The 15,309-nt window shown below is 73.6% G+C and carries 12 protein-coding genes; 10 read left to right on the forward strand and 2 right to left on the reverse strand.

Annotated features, from left to right (window positions below; translation table 11 throughout):
* Positions 1 to 108: 108 nt before the first annotated feature.
* A complete protein-coding gene (locus AB0D48_RS22265) occupies positions 109 to 519 on the reverse strand; it encodes a rodlin (RefSeq protein ID WP_362399478.1) in 411 nt (136 codons plus the stop codon).
* A gap of 245 nt (positions 520 to 764) precedes the next feature.
* On the opposite strand from AB0D48_RS22265, the gene AB0D48_RS22270 reads away from it, so the two are divergent.
* From AB0D48_RS22270 to AB0D48_RS22310, 9 genes are read left to right on the forward strand one after another with little or no spacing between them, the layout of a single operon-like run.
* Positions 765 to 1,943, forward strand: a complete 1,179-nt coding sequence (locus AB0D48_RS22270) for a DUF3344 domain-containing protein (protein ID WP_362399481.1) — start codon at positions 765 to 767, stop codon at positions 1,941 to 1,943.
* Between the two features lie 20 nt (positions 1,944 to 1,963).
* Positions 1,964 to 3,151 (forward strand): glycosyltransferase family 4 protein, encoded by a 1,188-nt coding sequence (locus AB0D48_RS22275; RefSeq protein ID WP_362399484.1) that lies wholly within the window; start codon positions 1,964 to 1,966, stop codon positions 3,149 to 3,151.
* Positions 3,148 to 4,656, forward strand: coding sequence for an exopolysaccharide biosynthesis polyprenyl glycosylphosphotransferase (locus AB0D48_RS22280; protein WP_362399487.1), 1,509 nt, complete (start codon positions 3,148 to 3,150; stop codon positions 4,654 to 4,656). Before AB0D48_RS22275 ends, AB0D48_RS22280 begins: the two co-directional genes overlap by 4 nt.
* 50 nt (positions 4,657 to 4,706) lie before the next feature.
* The gene (locus tag AB0D48_RS22285; RefSeq protein ID WP_362399594.1) at positions 4,707 to 6,062 is read left to right on the forward strand and encodes an O-antigen ligase family protein; all 1,356 of its coding nucleotides are present in this window, start codon (positions 4,707 to 4,709) and stop codon (positions 6,060 to 6,062) included.
* Positions 6,059 to 8,092, forward strand: a complete 2,034-nt coding sequence (locus AB0D48_RS22290; protein WP_362399490.1) for a lipid II flippase MurJ — start codon at positions 6,059 to 6,061, stop codon at positions 8,090 to 8,092. Before AB0D48_RS22285 ends, AB0D48_RS22290 begins: the two co-directional genes overlap by 4 nt.
* Before the next feature lie 25 nt (positions 8,093 to 8,117).
* Positions 8,118 to 8,858, forward strand: a complete 741-nt coding sequence (locus AB0D48_RS22295) for a polysaccharide deacetylase family protein (RefSeq protein ID WP_362399597.1) — start codon at positions 8,118 to 8,120, stop codon at positions 8,856 to 8,858.
* Complete coding sequence (locus AB0D48_RS22300) at positions 8,855 to 10,207, forward strand: glycosyltransferase (RefSeq protein WP_362399493.1); 1,353 nt, start codon at positions 8,855 to 8,857, stop codon at positions 10,205 to 10,207. The genes AB0D48_RS22295 and AB0D48_RS22300 overlap by 4 nt, the downstream gene beginning before the upstream one ends.
* Before the next feature lie 53 nt (positions 10,208 to 10,260).
* Positions 10,261 to 11,031, forward strand: a complete 771-nt coding sequence (locus tag AB0D48_RS22305; protein ID WP_362399496.1) for a lipopolysaccharide biosynthesis protein — start codon at positions 10,261 to 10,263, stop codon at positions 11,029 to 11,031.
* Positions 11,028 to 12,170, forward strand: coding sequence for a GNAT family N-acetyltransferase (locus AB0D48_RS22310; RefSeq protein WP_362399499.1), 1,143 nt, complete (start codon positions 11,028 to 11,030; stop codon positions 12,168 to 12,170). Before AB0D48_RS22305 ends, AB0D48_RS22310 begins: the two co-directional genes overlap by 4 nt.
* Positions 12,171 to 12,175: 5 nt before the next feature.
* Here the strand turns inward: AB0D48_RS22310 and AB0D48_RS22315 are convergent, their stop codons facing one another.
* Positions 12,176 to 13,696 carry a glycosyl hydrolase gene (locus AB0D48_RS22315; protein ID WP_362399501.1) on the reverse strand — a complete coding sequence of 507 codons (1,521 nt, stop codon included), beginning with the start codon at positions 13,694 to 13,696 and terminating at the stop codon, positions 12,176 to 12,178.
* Between the two features lie 150 nt (positions 13,697 to 13,846).
* On the opposite strand from AB0D48_RS22315, the gene AB0D48_RS22320 reads away from it, so the two are divergent.
* A complete protein-coding gene (locus AB0D48_RS22320; RefSeq protein WP_362399504.1) occupies positions 13,847 to 15,301 on the forward strand; it encodes an ATP-grasp domain-containing protein in 1,455 nt (484 codons plus the stop codon).
* Positions 15,302 to 15,309 lie beyond the last annotated feature (8 nt).

A 15,309-nucleotide genomic window follows, 5' to 3' on the forward strand; every position in this document is an offset into this window, starting at 1 on the left:
GCGTCGCTATTCGGACGGAGCCGGAGCCGGAGACGGAACGCCGGGTCATTCATGCGGCGAGGCCGCCGCGACCCGAAGGGTGCGACGGCCTCGCCGGGGGTGCCTCGGTCAGCTGCCCTGGGAGACGTTGCCGGAGAGGACCGGGATGTTGTCGAGGATGTGGGAGAGGGCCTCGTCGCCCTTCGCCTGCGTCGAGTTCTCGGTGCACTGCTGGTTCTGCGGGCTGGACAGGACCGGGATGTCCTGGACGCCGACATTGACCAGGGCGAGCACGGACTGCACGTTGGCCTTGGCCGGCAGGGCGATGCAGGGCTTGTTGAACGAGCCCTGGATCAGCGCCATCTGCGGGCTCATGGTGCCGTACGTGGCCTGGTTGCCGTAGATCTGTGACGCACCGTTGCCGTTGACGGTGTTGACGCCGTTGTCGTTCCCGATGGCCATCGCCTGCGGCGCCATGGCGGCGCCCATGCCCACGACCGAGGCCGCAACCGCTGCCGTGGCCATCATCTTCTTGATCATTGTCGTCCCTTATTTGCAGGATTGCCCGGTACTGGAGCATCCAGAACAACGGCCGGGCCCCCGCTGGGGTTGCGTGGCTTCACCCGGATGCCGCCGTTTCGGACGGCGCGGTTGACGCTCAGGCGTTCACGCAGGTGTTGCTGAACCGTTTTCCCTTTCGGTTCGAACAATGGTGCAACACATAACGACCCGCCCGCTTCGAGGGTGCGTGCTATCGCCCAAAAGGCCGTACGAGCGAGTCCGACGTGATTTCCAGCCCGATTTCTGACAAAGTTCACTCCTGTTTTGTTCCCTTGATCGAAAATGGAGACAGGGTCATGGGTTCGTCCCGCAGAATCCTCGGCACGCTCGGTCTGCTGTCCTGCCTCGCCCTTTCCGTGAACGTCCCCGTGGCGGGGGCGGCGGCCCCCTCACGTAAAGCCCCCGCGCCCAAAGAGTTGGCCCGGGTGCCGTTCACCCAGCGTTACCAGGCCGTGCAGCACGGCGGGCTGGTACGGGCCTCCAACTCCGGGATCAGCTGCCGTCGGGAGGAGTCCCCACAGGCCGAGCCGTGCGCCGACGTGAAGCGCGGCGCGGCCGGGGTCAACAGCGACTTCGAGATGTTCTACAGCGAGGTCGACACGGACCCGGACACCTACAACTCCACCAGGGCCGAGCTCAAGGTCCCGCAGGGCGCGAAGGTCTCGTACGCCCGCCTCTACTGGGGCGGGAACCTCCGGGTGGGCGAGCAGAAGCCGCCGGAGGACAACGGCCGCGTGCTGGTCGCCGAGCCGGGCGGCGCGTACAAGGAGGTCGTCGCGGACACGGTGATGGGCCACCGCTCGGACGCGGGCAGCGACGCCTACCAGGCCTCCGCCGACGTGACCCCGCTGGTCCGCAAGGGCGGCGCCGGGATGTGGACGGTGGCGCAGCTCAACATCGCCATGGGCCACTCCGAGGTGGGGGCCTGGGGCGGCTGGACGCTGGTCGTCGCCTACGAGCACCCGCAGGAGCCGGTCCGCCGGATCTCGCTGTGGGACGGGTTCGAGGGGCTGGCCGCCCGGGCCGGCGAGGGACTGGTCGAGCTCGACGGCCTGGACGCGCCCGCCGGGTCCGTGGGGAAGGTCGGGCTGGTCGCGTACGACGGGGACAGGGGCGTCCTCGGAGACTCACTCACCGTGACGGCCGACAGTGGTCGCCGGGTCGCCCTCAGCGATGCAGAAAATCCTTTTAATGATGTTATGAATTCCACCATCACGGAATTCGGACGTCAAGCGTTCGTGCGACAGCCCGATTATGTGAACAATCTCGGGTACGACGCGGACGTGTTCGATCTGAGTCCCGTCCTTTCCGGCGGGGCCCGCAGCCTGAGTTTCAAGTTCACGGGTGAAAGCCAGGGTCATTTCCTCGGCGTGCTCTTCGTTCAGACAGACGCGCGCCGCTGAACGTAGGAGACCACTCCACCGTGCCCGCACAGCATTGGGCAGCACAGCCCACGACCGTCCTCCATCTCACCCAGCCCGTCGACGGCGGTGTCGCCCGGGTCGTCACCGACCTCGTGCGCGCCCAGACCGCCGTGGGCCTGCGCGCCGTCGTCGGCTGCCCGCCCGGCGGCACGCTCGCCGACGCCGCCCGGGAAGCCGGGGCCAGGGTGCTCACCTGGCACGCCGGACGGGCCCCCGGGCCCGGGCTGCCCGCCGAGGTCCTCGGCGTCCGGCGGCTGCTCCGCCGGGTCCGGCCCGACCTCCTGCACGCCCACAGCGCCAAGGCCGGGCTGGCCGGGCGGCTCGCCGCGCGCGGGTCCCTGCCCACCGTCTTCCAGCCCCACGCCTGGTCCTTCGACGCCGTCGCCGGGGCCACCGGCTCACTCGCGCTGCGCTGGGAGAGGTACGGGGCCCGCTGGGCCGACCGGGTGGTCTGCGTCAGCGAGGCCGAGCGCCGCGCCGGTGAAGCCGAGGGGATCACCGCCCGCTGGTCGGTGATCCGCAACGGCGTGGACCTGGACCACTTCTGCCCCGGCGGACCGGACCCCGGCCAGGACAAGGCCCGGGCGCGAGCCGGGCTTCCGCTGCCCGCTGCCTTCCGGGGCGACGGACCGCTCGCCGTCTGTGTGGGCCGGCTCTGCCACCAGAAGGGGCAGGACGTCCTGCTGCGGGCCTGGCCGGAGCTGCTGGGCACCGTCCCCGGAGCCCGCCTCGCCCTCGTCGGCGACGGCCCCGACACCGAACGGCTGCGCCGCACCGCCCCTCCCGGAGTGCATTTCGCGGGCGCGGCCGCCGACATCCGACCGTGGCTTCGGGCCGCCGATCTCGTTGTACTGCCGTCGCGGTGGGAAGGCATGGCGCTCGCCCCGCTCGAAGCCATGGCCTGCGGCCGCCCGGTCCTGGTCTCCGACGTCAGCGGTGCGCGGGAGAGCCTGCCGCCGGGCCAGGGACGCCTGTGCCTGGTGCCGACGGAGGACCCGACGGCGCTGGCCAAGGCCCTGGGACGGCTCCTCGCCGAACCGCGGCTCCTCGCCGAACTCGGGGAGCAGGCCAGGCAGCACGCCCGGACCGACTTCGACGTGCGGCGGACCACGGACGCGGTCACCGGTCTGTACCACGAACTGCTGGGCAGGCCCCGGCCCTCGAACCAGGAGCGCATCAGCCGATGACGATGGACAGCGCACCCGCCCGACACGCAGGGCAGGGCGGCACGGGGCCCGCCGGCGGCGCCGGCGTCACTGCCGTACGCCGTTCCGCGACCGCCATCCACCCCCCGCGCGGGCCCAGGGCCGGACAGGCCCGGACCGCCGTACACCCCCACCGCGTCCGCCGCCGCGACGGGGTGCTCCCGCTGCTCACGGCCGACGCGCTGGCCGCCGTACTCACCGCGGCCACGCTGCCCGGACCGGCCCTGCCGGCCGCGGCCGCCGTGCCGATCGCCCTCCTGCTCGCCGCGCTGCACGCGCAGGCCGGGCTGTACCGGCCGCGGCTCGCCCCCTCGGCCCTGCTCGAACTGCCCGCGCTGGCCGGGCGGTCCGCCGTCCTGTGGTGCACCGCCGCCACGGTCGTGGCCGCTGTGGACCCGGTCCGGGCCCTGGGCTGGAGCGTGCTGCTCACCGCCGTGTGCCTGCAGGCGGTGCTGGCGTGCGCGGGGCGCGGGTTCGTCAACGAGCTCCGCCGCCGCGACCGCGTCCGCCGGCCCGCCTCCGTCCTCGTCGTCGGACCCGGCGCCGGAGCGGGAGCGGTGGCCGCCGCCCTGCACGGCCGGCCCGAGTACGGGCTGCGACCCGTCGGGGTCGCCGACACCGGCGCCGCCGAGGGGGACACCGGGGCCATGCCGGTGCTCACCACCCACGAGGACATTCGGCGCGCGGTCATCCAGAACTCCGTGCGGCACGCGGTGTTCACCCGCCCGCCCGAGGCCGACGAGCGCACCGCCTCCCTGGTCCGCCTCTTCCACGACCACGGCTGCCGGCTCTGGCTCGCCGACCCGGCCGGCACCGCCAAGGTCACCGGCATGCGGGTGGCGCACCCCGCCGACCAGCTGTGGGGGTACGCCGTACAGCCGCTGCTGCCCCGGCCGGCGCGGCCGCTGGAGCGCTGGGGCAAGCGAGGCATCGACTCCGTGCTCGCCCTGGTTGCCCTGGTCGCCGCCGCGCCCGTGATGGCCGCCTGCGCGCTGGCAGTACGGATCTGGGACGGCCCGGGGGTGATCTTCCGGCAGGAGCGGGTCGGCCTGTACGGGCGCCCCTTCACCCTGCTGAAGTTCCGTACGCTGCGCGCCGACGCGCACGAGTCCGCCACCCGCTGGACGGTCGCGGGCGACCGCGGGATGAGTCCGGTCGGCTCCTTCCTGCGCAAGTCCTCGCTGGACGAGCTGCCGCAGCTGTGGAACGTCGTACGGGGTGACATGAGCCTGGTCGGGCCGCGGCCCGAACGGCCGTTCTTCGTCGCCAAGTTCTCCACCGTGCACCCGGGCTACGAGGCGCGGCACCGGATGCCCGTCGGTATCACCGGCCTGGCCCAGATCAACGGTCTGCGCGGGGACACCTCCATCGAGGACCGGGCCCGCTTCGACAACCACTACATCGACACCTGGTCGCTGTGGCAGGACCTGTGGATCCTCGCCCGCACCGCGGCCTCCTTCTTCCGCTTCCGGCTGGGGGGCAGCTGATGAGCCTTGCCGTCACCGGGCATTGGGCCCGGCCCGATGTGCCGGGCGCGATGCGCCGGCACTGGCCGCTGCTTCCGCTCGCCGCGACCGTGCTCTTCCTGCTCGCCCCGCTCCCGGCGGGGGACGCGACCACCTCCGGGAAGGTCGGCCCGGCCGACGCGGCCTCACTGCTGCTCGTGTCCGTCTGCGCGCTGCAGGCGCTGCGCGGCCGGGTACGGGTGCTGACCCCGCTGGGCGTGCTCGTGCTCGGGATGCCGGCCGTAGGGCTCGCGGTCGCGACGATGACCGCCGGGGACCCGTACGCCGCCCTGCCGGGCTTCGTCCGCTACCTCCAGGTCTTCGTGCTGGTCCCGGCGGCCGTGGTGCTGCTGGTGCGCGACGCCGGTGAGTTCCGGATCGCCGCCGGTTGCTTCGTGGTCCTGGCGCTGGTGCAGGGCGCGGTGGGGGTCGTGCAGTACGCGACCCACACCGGGGCCTCGTACCAGGGCGAGAACATCCGGGCCGTGGGCACCTTCGGTCCCGGTGACGTCATGGGCATGGCCACGGTGGTGGCGTACGGGCTGGTCGTGGCGACCGCCGTCGCGCTGGTGCCGGGGCTGCCGCGGCGGGTCCGGCGGATCGCCGGGGGCTGCGCGCTGGCGCTGGTACTGCCCCTGGTGCTGTCCTTCAGCCGGGGTGCGTGGATCGCGACCTTCGGCGCGGCGGCGCTGGTGATGGCGCTGGCCGGGATCCGGCGGGCCCTGAAGGTGCTGGTCGCCCTGACGGCCGTCGGGGTCGTCCTGGTGGGCGGGCTCGGGGTCGGCTCCGAGATGGTCGCGGAGCGGCTGACCTCCATCACGCAGGTCTCCAGTGCCCCCGACCAGTCGGTGACCGACCGCTACACGATGTGGGCCGCCGCCGAGTCGATGTGGCGGGAGCGGCCGGCGGTGGGGGTGGGGCTGAAGGGCTTCCCGGCCAATCGCGACGGGCACTCCTCACTGGGGCTGTCCTCCGGGAGTGACACGGCGGGCGCGGGGCAGGCGTACATCCGCCAGCCGCTGCTCTCCCCGCACAACATGTACCTGCTGATCCTGAGCGAGCAGGGGCTGATCGGGCTGGTGGCGCTGGCGGGCGGCTGGGCGGCGCTGCTGGTGGCGGGTCTGCGCCGGATCGCCTCCGGCGGGGGTATGCGGGACTGCGGGCTGGTCGCCACGGGGCTGTTCGTGTGGCAGCTGACCGACTTCCTCTACGCGGACATCGGCGGACCGTCCACCGTCCTGACCGGAGTGATCATCGGACTCGCCGCCTGGTGGGCCCTTCCCTCCCCGGGGGACGCCGGTTCGCCGCGCGGGGGCTCCTCGGCTGCCGGGTCCGCCTCCGGCGCGGTTTCGCGGGGTAGGGCCCCCGGGGTTGCGGCCCGCCCGTGACGGACACCACGCCTTGGCGGCCCGCCTCCGGCCCTCCGGCCGGGGCGGGCCCCGCCCGTGTCCCGGACGCCCCCGGTACCGTGCCGGACCCGTTCCCGGGCCCGCCCCGGAACCCGGTCCTGCCCGGCCGGCCCCCGGTGACGCCGGCCCCCGGCTCCGTCGCCTGCTCCCCACCGGTCCGCCCCTTCGCGGGCCACGGCCCGGTCCCGCCCCTCGACGCCCCGGGCCGGCCCCCGGCCACGCCGGACCCCGGCCTCGTCGCCGGAGCGATCCCCGGCGCCGCCGGGCACGGACGCGTACGCATGGCGGCGCACGCCACGAGCGGCGCGCCGCCCGGATCCGCCGGCTCCGGCCCCGTCCGGGCCCGGCGTACGGGCGGGGGGACCGTGGCTGCCGACGTACCGAGTGGGAGCGGGCCGGCTCCGCTGGGGCGGTTCTTGGCCAAGGCCGCCGCCGTCACCGCCGGGCTGACCGCCGCCGGGGCCTTGTTCGGCCTGGTGCGGGACCAGACCATCGCGCACCTCTTCGGGGCCGGGCACGACAGCGACGCCTTCCTGATCGCCTGGACCGTGCCCGAGATGGCCTCGACGCTGCTCATCGAGGACGCCATGGCGCTGCTGATGGTGCCCGCCTTCAGCCAGGCCCTGGCCCGGCGGGCGGCTTGCCGGGCGGGGCTCACCCGGATGGAGGCCCGCGCGCAGGACCCGGTGATGCTGCTGGTGGGGGCGACCCTGCCGCGGCTCACCGTGTTCCTGGCCGCCGTGGTCTCCGTACTGATCGTGGCCGCGCCGCTCGTCGTCGCCGTACTGGCACCCGGACTGCCCGACCCCGAACTGGCCGTCCAGTGCACCCGGCTGACGGCCCTGACCGTGATCTCCTTCGGCCTCGCCGGATACTTCAGCGCGGCGCTGCGGGCGCACAGGTCCTTCGTGCCACCCGCCGCGATCTACGTCTCGTACAACATCGGCATCATCGGCACGATGGTCACGCTGCACACCCTGTGGGGGGTGCGGGCGGCCGCCGCCGGAGTCGCCGCCGGCGGACTGCTGATGGTCCTCGTCCAACTGCCCGCCTTCGTCCGCAACGTGGGCTTCGGCCCGTCCCGGGCCAAGGGCGCCCCGCGCAGCCAGCGCGACCGCGACCGCCCGACCCTCCTCGCCTTCGGCCTCATCGCCCCCGTGATCTTCTTCGCCGTCTTCCGGCAGTCACAGGTGCTCGTCGAGAGGTTCCTCGCCGCCTCCCTGCCCCCCGGGGCGATCTCGCACCTCAATTACGCGCAGAAGGTCGCGCAGATGCCGATGGTGCTCTCCCTGATGATCTGCACCGTCACCTTCCCCGTCGTCGCCCAGGCGATGGCCGGCGGGGAGCGCGAGAAGGCCCGGCGCCGGGTCGAGCAGGACCTCGCCCTCGCCGCCCTCGCCGTCCTCCTGGGCAGCGCACTCGTCATCGGCTACGCGCCCCAGATCATCCAGGTCCTCTTCGAACGCGGCGCCTTCACCCACCAGGACACCCTCGCCACCGCCTCCGTCATGCGGGTCTACGGAGTCGGACTGCTCGGCCACTGCCTCGTCGGGGCGCTGTCCCGGCCCTTCTTCTCGACCGCCCGGCCCACCTGGTTCCCGGCGCTCGCGATGGGCGCCGGACTGCTCGTCAACATCGTGGCCGGAGCCTTCGCCGTCGGCTGGTGGGGCACCTACGGCATCGCCGCCGCCAACGCGGCCGGCATCACCACGACCGCCGTGCTGCTGCTCACCGGCCTCGGCTCGCGGATCATCGCCATCCACGTCCGCCGGGTCGCCGTCAGTATCGGCCGGCTCGTGGTGTCCGCGGCCGCCGCCTGCGCCACGGGCTGGATCGCCGGGCCCATGGTCCCCGACCCGATGCTCAGCGCCGGGCTCGGCTGCCTGCTGATCCCCGCCATGTTCGTAGCCACCGGCACGGCCATGCGCGCCCTCGAAGTCACCGTCCTTCCCGCTCAGATCGCCCAGTACTCCTCCCATTTCACGCAGAGGTTCCGCAATGTCCGCTGACACCGACACGGCGCCCGGCGCCGTGATGGTCCCCGCCCGCCGGACCGCTTCGCCGTGGGTCCTGATGTACCACTCGGTCGCCGAGTTCACCGACCCCGCCGAGGACCCGTACGGGATCACCGTCACGCCCCGCGCCCTGGAGGCCCAGCTGCTGTGGCTGCGCTCCCGCGGCCTGCGGGGCGTGTCGGTCGGCGAGCTGCTCCGGGCCCGGGCGGCCGGGACCGCGGCCGGGCTGGTCGGGCTGACCTTCGACGACGGTTACACCGACTTCCTGACCCACGCGCTCCCGCTGCTGCAGCGCTACGACTGCACCTCCACCCTGTTCGTGCTGCCCGGGCGGCTCGGCGTGGACAACGTGTGGGACCCGCTGGGGCCGCGCAAGTCCCTGCTCACCGCCGAGGGCATCCGCGAAGTCGCCGACGGCGGGCAGGAGATCGGCTCCCACGGGCTGCTCCACCAGGACCTCACCGCGACCACCGGCGAGGTGCTCCAGCAGGAGCTGCGGGGCAGCCGCGACCTGCTGCGCGAGCTGACCGGCACCCTGCCCGAGGGGTTCTGCTACCCGTACGGGCACCTCGACGCCCGGGTCGTCGCAGCCACGCGGGACGCCGGGTACGCATACGCCTGCGCCATCGACCCCGGACGGCTCGAAGGCACGTACGCCCTGCCCCGTACGCACGTCAGCCAGGCCGACGGGGGTGCGCGGCTGCGGGTCAAGCACCTGCGCCACCAGGTGCGCGGGATGCGGCGGGCGGTGCGGCGGTGAAGGACGTCAAGGCCCTCCACGTCATCACCGGGCTCGGGGTCGGCGGCGCCGAGCAGCAACTGCGTCTGCTGCTGAGGCACATGCCGATGCACTGCGACGTGCTGACGCTGACCAACCCCGGGCCGGTGGCCGAGGGGCTGCGCGCCGACGGCGTCCGGGTCGTGCACCTGGGGATGCGGGGCAACCGGGACCTGGGGGCGCTGCCGAGGCTGGTCAAGTTCATCCGGCGCGGCGGGTACGACCTCGTGCACACGCACCTGTACCGGGCCTGCGTGTACGGGCGCCTCGCGGCCCGGCTGGCCGGCGCCGGGGCCACCGTGGCCACCGAACACTCCCTCGGCGAGGGTGAGATCGAGGGCCGGCCGCTGTCGGGCGGGGTGCGCGCCCTGTACCTGGCCAGTGAGCGGCTGGGAGCCGCGACCGTGGCCGTCTCGGACACCGTGGCCGCCAGGCTGGAGGCATGGGGGGTGCCGGCCGAGCGGGTGCATGTCGTGCCGAACGGGATCGAGGCCGTCCGCTTCCGCTTCGACGAGGGCGTACGGCGGGCCACCCGGGCCCGGACCGGGCTGCCCGAGCGGGCTTTCGTGGTCGGCGGGGTCGGCCGGCTGGTGCCGGGCAAGCGGTTCGACGTCCTGGTGCGGGCCGTGGCGGCGCTCCCGGGGGCGCACCTGCTGCTGGCCGGGGACGGGCCCGAGCGCGCGGCCCTGCGCCTGCTCGCCGCCGAGCTCGGCGCGCAGAGCCGGATCCACCTGCTGGGGGAGCGGGACCCGCTGGGCGACAGCGCGGACGGCCGCACCCCGGGGATCCCGGCACTGCTGGCCGCCATGGACGTCTTCGTCTCGCCGTCGCGGGAGGAGGCGTTCGGGCTGGCGGTGGTGGAGGCGCTGGCCGCCGGGCTGCCGGTGCTTCACGTGACCTGCCCCGCCATCGACGACCTGCCCGCGGGGCAGGCGCCCGGGGCGCGGCGGATCGGCCCCGGCACGGAGGAGCTGGTCGCGGCGTTGCGCGGCCACATGGAGGCGGGTGCGCGCCGGCTGCCGGCGCCGCCGGTGGTGCGGCGCTACGACATCGCGCGCAGCGCGAAGCAGTTGCTGGACGTGTACGACCTGGCCCTGTCGGCTGCGCCGGGGCCGGGCTCCGCCCGGCGTTTCCGGGGCTCCGCCCCGCGCCCCGCACCCCGAACGCCGGCGGGGCTCGAAGACCGGGGCTCCGCCCCGGACCCCCCGCCTCGGACTCCCCCGGCTGCCGCTGGGAGGGGTCCCCGGGCCGGGCTGGATGTGCCCCGGGCGCCCCACGCGCCCGAGGGGCTGGAAATGCCGAGCCCGCCGGGTGGCACCGGCGGACGTTGAGACGTATCCCCGCCCGAAGGAATCCGTACTTCAGTCAGGAAGCGAGCACGAACATGGCCGACAGCGCCGAGCAGAAGAAGGCCGAGAAGAAGGCCGAGAAGAAGGTCGAGAAGAGAGTCGAGAAGAAGGCCGAGAGGAAGTCCGACCACCGCTCCGAGAAGAGGCCGCGGCTGCGGTTCACGCGGCCCCCCGTGTGGTGGCCGCTGCCCGCGTGCGCCCTGCTCGGGCTGGCCGCGGGCGGGGCGTACGGGGTGCTCAAGGCACCCGAGTACGCCGCCACGAGCTATGTCGTCGCCGTGCCGGACGACACCACCGAGCCGGCGACCGCCCTCGGTTTCGCCCAGGCCTACGCCCGTATCGCGACGAGCAGTTCCACCCTCGCCTACGCCCAGCCCCGGGCCGGCATCGGTGCGCAGAAGCTGCGGACCCAGGTGCGGGCCGAGACCTCCCCCGAGTCGCCGATGATCGCCATCACCGGCACGTCGACGAGCCCCGCCGAGGCCGCCGACATCGCCAACGCGGTGGCCGACGCCCTGTCGCTGAGCAGCAACCAGGCCGCCAAGAACACCGGCGTACAGCTGCTCCTCTTCAACCAGGCCGTCGCTCCGAGCGACCCGGCCTCCCCGTCCGCCGCCATCAGCGGTGCCGTCGGGATGTGTGCCGGCGGCCTGCTCGGCGGGCTGTGGCTGCTCGCCCGGCCCGGCCGTCGCAAGGAGGAGGAGAAGGAGGAGCAAGAGGGGGGCCGGCCGGTCGTCGGGGAGTATCCCTCGCTCCCCGCGCAGGGTGAGCACGCCGAGACCAAGGAGAAGGAGTCCGTGCGATGAGTTCGGGCTCCGCCGGGGCCCTCTCGGTGACGCTGTGCCGTGACCCCCGGCAGTTCGCCGCGCTGGAGGAGCCGTGGAACCGTCTCCTCCGCGCCTGCCCCACCGCCACACCCTTCCAGAGCCACGCATGGCTGCACTCCTGGTGGCTGTCGTACGGGAAGGAGGGCCGGCTACGGATCGTCCTCGTGCGGCGCGGCGAGGAGCTGGTCGGCGCGGCCGCGCTGATGCTCGTACACCGGCCGCTGCCGCTGCTGGTGCCGCTCGGCGGCCCCATCACCGACTACTTCGACGTGCTCGTGGCCGCCGAGCACGCGGGCCAGGTCGTCCCGGCGCTGGCCCGCGGGCTGCACCGGGCAGCCCGGGGCGCGGTCGTCGACCTGCGCGAGGTGCGCCCCGGGGCCGCCGCCGAGGCGGTGTACGAGGCGTGGAACGGCGCCCGCAGCAAGCTCACCGACTCCACCTGCATGGAACTGCCCACGCTGCCCTTCGACGAGCTGGTCAAACGGATGCCGGCCTCCGGTGCCCAGCGGGTGCGGGCCAAGCTCCGCAAGACCGACGCGGCCGGGATCGAGGAGCACGAGGTCACCGAGCAGGAAGTGCCGCGTGCCGTACGGACCCTGCTGCGGCTGCACGAGAAGCAGTGGCGCGGCCGCGGGGTGACCCCGGAGCACCTCAGGCCCCGCTTCGCCGAGCACCTCACCCGGGCCACCCGGCGGATGGTGCGGGCGGGGGAGGGGCGGCTGACGGAGTTCCGGCTGGACGGGAAGGTGGTGGCGGCCAACGTCACGCTGCTGTCGGCGGGGCTGAGCGGCGGCTACCTCTACGGCGCCGATCCCGACCTGCGCGCGCGCAAGGTGGACGTGGCGACGCTGCTGCTGCGCTACGAGGCAGGGCGGGCGCTCGCCGACGGCCGCCCGGTGGTGAGCTTCCTGCGCGGCAACGAGCCGTACAAGAACCACTGGCGGCCCGAGACGGTGGTCAACCAGCGGTTCCTGCTGGCCACGAACGCGCTCACGCCCCTGTTGCGGCTGCACGAGTCGCAGGTCACGGGGCGCGAGCGGGCGGTGGACGCACTGCGGGAGGCGCTGCCGGCCGCCCGGGACTGGCGGGCACGGCTCAACGAACTGCGGGTGCGATGACCCGTCTAGAAGGGCCAGTAGCCCGAGCTCTCGCCCCAGTCGAACTTGATGCAGACCGACTGGTCGCCGACCAGCTTGGAGAGCCACTCCCCGAAGCTGAGCGGGATGCACCACTGCGTGCTGTTGACCGGCGGCCTGGTCGGTTCCGGCTTGGGCGTGGGGGTCGGGACCGGCGTCGGCGTCGCGGGTGCGGGCTCGGGCTTCGGCACGACCGGGCTCGGGATGACGGGGGACGGCACCGGGGTCGGGGTCGGAGTCGGGGCCTCGGGTGTGGGGAGTCCGGGTGTCGGGACCTCGGGTGTGGGGACCACCGGCGTCGGAACCACCGGCGAGGGCTCGGGCGTCGGGACCACCGGCGAGGGGTTGGGGATCTCGGGCGTCGGGACCTGCGGCGTCGGGACCGTGGGACTCGGGATCTGGGGAGTCGGGATCTGGGGAGTCGGTACGGCCGGTGTGGGCACCACGGGGGTCGGGACGACCGGGGTCGGGACCACGGGGGTCGGCACCACCGGGGTCGGGATCACCGGGGTCGGAATCACCGGGCCGGGCTCCTCCGGCCTCAGCGCGTCACGGAAGACCTTGGAGGACCGCGGGTTCTGCTTGCACTGCCAGACGCCGTGCGGGCAGTAGTCGGTGATGGTGTGGTAGAGCGGCTTGTGCTGCTCGATCCACTTCAGCATGCGCCGGACGTACTCCGCGTTGTCCCCGCGCCGGAACAGCCCCCACTCCGGGTAGGAGATCTCCTTGCCGTGTGCTTTCGCGAAGTCGACGTGCTGCTGGAGTCCGTACGGCTGGGTGATCTGGTCGTCGAAGTCGCGGCCGGGACCCTGGTCGTACGAATCCATCCCGATGATGTCGACCACGTCGTCGCCGGGGTAGCAGCGGGTCCAGCCGATGGCGTCCGCACCCCTGTTCGGGGCGAAGTCGAACTTGAACTCCTGGCCGGGCACCGAGCGCATCGTGTTGACGATGCGCTTCCAGTACACCTTCCAGTTCTCCGGGTCCGGCCCGCAGCGGTGGGAGTAGGTGCTGCCGTTCATCTCCCAGCCGAGCACGATCACCGTGTCCGGGAGGCCGAGGTCCACGAGCCGCTCGGCGAGCCGTCTGAAGTGCAGGTCGTACCGGCCCCACGCGCCCGCCCTGATCAGCCGCCCCACCTGACGGTCGGACAGCCGGTATTCGTTCCGCTCCTGCATGGGCACGTTGAGGACGAACATCCGGTCGTCGTCGGCCAGGCGCCACTGCGCCCAGCTCTCCAGGAAGGAGACGCGGCCCTCGATGCCCGCCCAACGGTCGCCGGGCAGGTAGGTGTGCCCGACCCGGATCTGCTTGCCGCCCAGCCAGCGCGACAGGCGCGGGATCCGGGCCACGCCGGGCGGCCCGTAGTCGAGGTAGGCGCCCATGGCGATGTCCGAGCCCTGGGTCCCCTCCTTCTCGGGTTCCGCGAGCGCGGCCCCCGTGGCGAGCAGTCCGGCCGTGACCGTACCGATGCAGGTGCTCACCAGTCGGCGGCGTGGTGTGGGCATGGCGTCTCCCGAGCTTTCCTGAATCGGTGGGCTTACCAAAGACGTTAGACATCACATCTGACGAATGGCCTGTCCGGTGACCGCCGCATAGGCCATTCGCAGCTGCGCATCATCCCCACTTGGTCCGACTAGGTGAAAGACACCGTTGCCATGCACGCATATCTCGACCATGTGCCCGCAGTTCTGCTCAGACTCGATCGGAATCCGTTCCACCACGGAACCCTTGGCGCCGTCAGATCCCTTGGCCGCAAGGGCGTGGAGGTGCATGCCGTCGTCGAGGCCGGGGGAGGACCCATGGCGCGCTCGAGGTATCTGCACGCCGTGCATCCGGGGCCGCCCGGCGGGCTGGACCCCGAGGCGCCCGAGGCGTTGCTGGAGTGCCTGACCGGGGTGTCGGAGCGGATCGGCCGGCCGGCCGTGCTCGTCGCCATGGACGATCTGAGCGCCATCGCGGTGTCCCGGGTGGCACCGATGCTGACGGACCGTTTCCGGATTCCCCATCAGCCCGACAACCTCCCTGCCCGGGTGGCCGACAAGGCCGAACTGGCACGGCTCTGCGCGCGGTGGGACGTCCCGCACCCGGAGACCGTCGTCCCGGCGAGCGGCGCCGAGGCGGCGGAGGCCGCCTGGCGGCTCGGTCTGCCGGTGGTCGCCAAGTGGAGCCGGCCCTGGCTGCTGCCGACCGGATCCGACGGGCTGCGGAGCACCACGCTGGTGCACACCGCCGCCGAGGCGCGGCGGCTGTACGAGCGCTCCGCCGAGGCCGGCAGCGGGCTGCTGCTCCAGCGGTTCCTGCCGGCCGGGCCGGACACCGACTGGTTCTTCCACGGCGCGTTCGGCCGCGGCGGGCATCCGCTGCTCGTGGGATCGGGCCGCAAGGAGCTGTCCTGGCCGGTGCGGACGGGGCTGACGGCCGTGGGGCGCTGGCTGCCGGATCCGGCGGTGGAGGAGGCGGGGCTGCGGCTGGCCGAACGCCTCGGTTACCAGGGGATCCTGGACCTGGACTTCCGCCGGGACGAGCGGGGCACCTTCCGGCTGGTGGACTTCAACCCGCGCCCGGGCGCGCAGTTCCGGCTGTTCACGGACACCGCCGGGCTGGACGTCGTACAGGCGATGTACCTGGATCTGACGGGCCAACGGGTCCCGGCGCCCTCGGGCGGGCCGGGCCGGGTCTTCGTCGCCGAGAACTACGCGCTGCTGGCGGCGGTGCGCGGCCGCTCGCTGCCGCGCCGCCTGACGGCGTGCCAGACGGATCCTGCCGGGCCCGGCGCGGCGCCTCCGGAGGGGCTGCCGCATCCGCGCGGGCGCGGGTGGGCCCGGACGGTGCGGCCGCTGCCGAAGACCGCGCGGGGGCGGGTCGAGACGGCCTGGTTCGCCGCCGACGACCCGCTGCCCTTCCTGGCGATGCTCGGCGCCTTCCTCGGGCGCGGGTTCGGGAAGGGCGCGCTCGCCCTGCGGGGCGTCCCCGCACAGGGGAGGCGTACGGCCCGCGCGGTGGTCCGGGCACCCCGCCAGCGGGACGGGGACCAGCCGCAGCCGGGCGGGCTCTCCCGGCCCGCGCCGTCGGGGGCATCCGCGGAGCCCGACGAGCTGGTGACCCGCTGACCCGGCCC

Origin of the sequence: Streptomyces sp. NPDC048269, from assembly GCF_040652395.1 — a bacterium.
GTDB lineage: Bacteria > Actinomycetota > Actinomycetes > Streptomycetales > Streptomycetaceae > Streptomyces.

Coding starts and splice junctions, on each gene's coding strand:
- AB0D48_RS22265 (WP_362399478.1), bottom strand. CDS start 519: ATGATCAAGAAGATGATGGCCACGGCAGCGGTTGCGGCCTCGGTCGTG.
- AB0D48_RS22280 (WP_362399487.1), top strand. CDS start 3,148: ATGACGATGGACAGCGCACCCGCCCGACACGCAGGGCAGGGCGGCACG.
- AB0D48_RS22285 (WP_362399594.1), top strand. CDS start 4,707: ATGCGCCGGCACTGGCCGCTGCTTCCGCTCGCCGCGACCGTGCTCTTC.
- AB0D48_RS22295 (WP_362399597.1), top strand. CDS start 8,118: ATGGTCCCCGCCCGCCGGACCGCTTCGCCGTGGGTCCTGATGTACCAC.
- AB0D48_RS22305 (WP_362399496.1), top strand. CDS start 10,261: ATGGCCGACAGCGCCGAGCAGAAGAAGGCCGAGAAGAAGGCCGAGAAG.
- AB0D48_RS22310 (WP_362399499.1), top strand. CDS start 11,028: ATGAGTTCGGGCTCCGCCGGGGCCCTCTCGGTGACGCTGTGCCGTGAC.
- AB0D48_RS22315 (WP_362399501.1), bottom strand. CDS start 13,696: ATGCCCACACCACGCCGCCGACTGGTGAGCACCTGCATCGGTACGGTC.
- AB0D48_RS22320 (WP_362399504.1), top strand. CDS start 13,847: ATGCACGCATATCTCGACCATGTGCCCGCAGTTCTGCTCAGACTCGAT.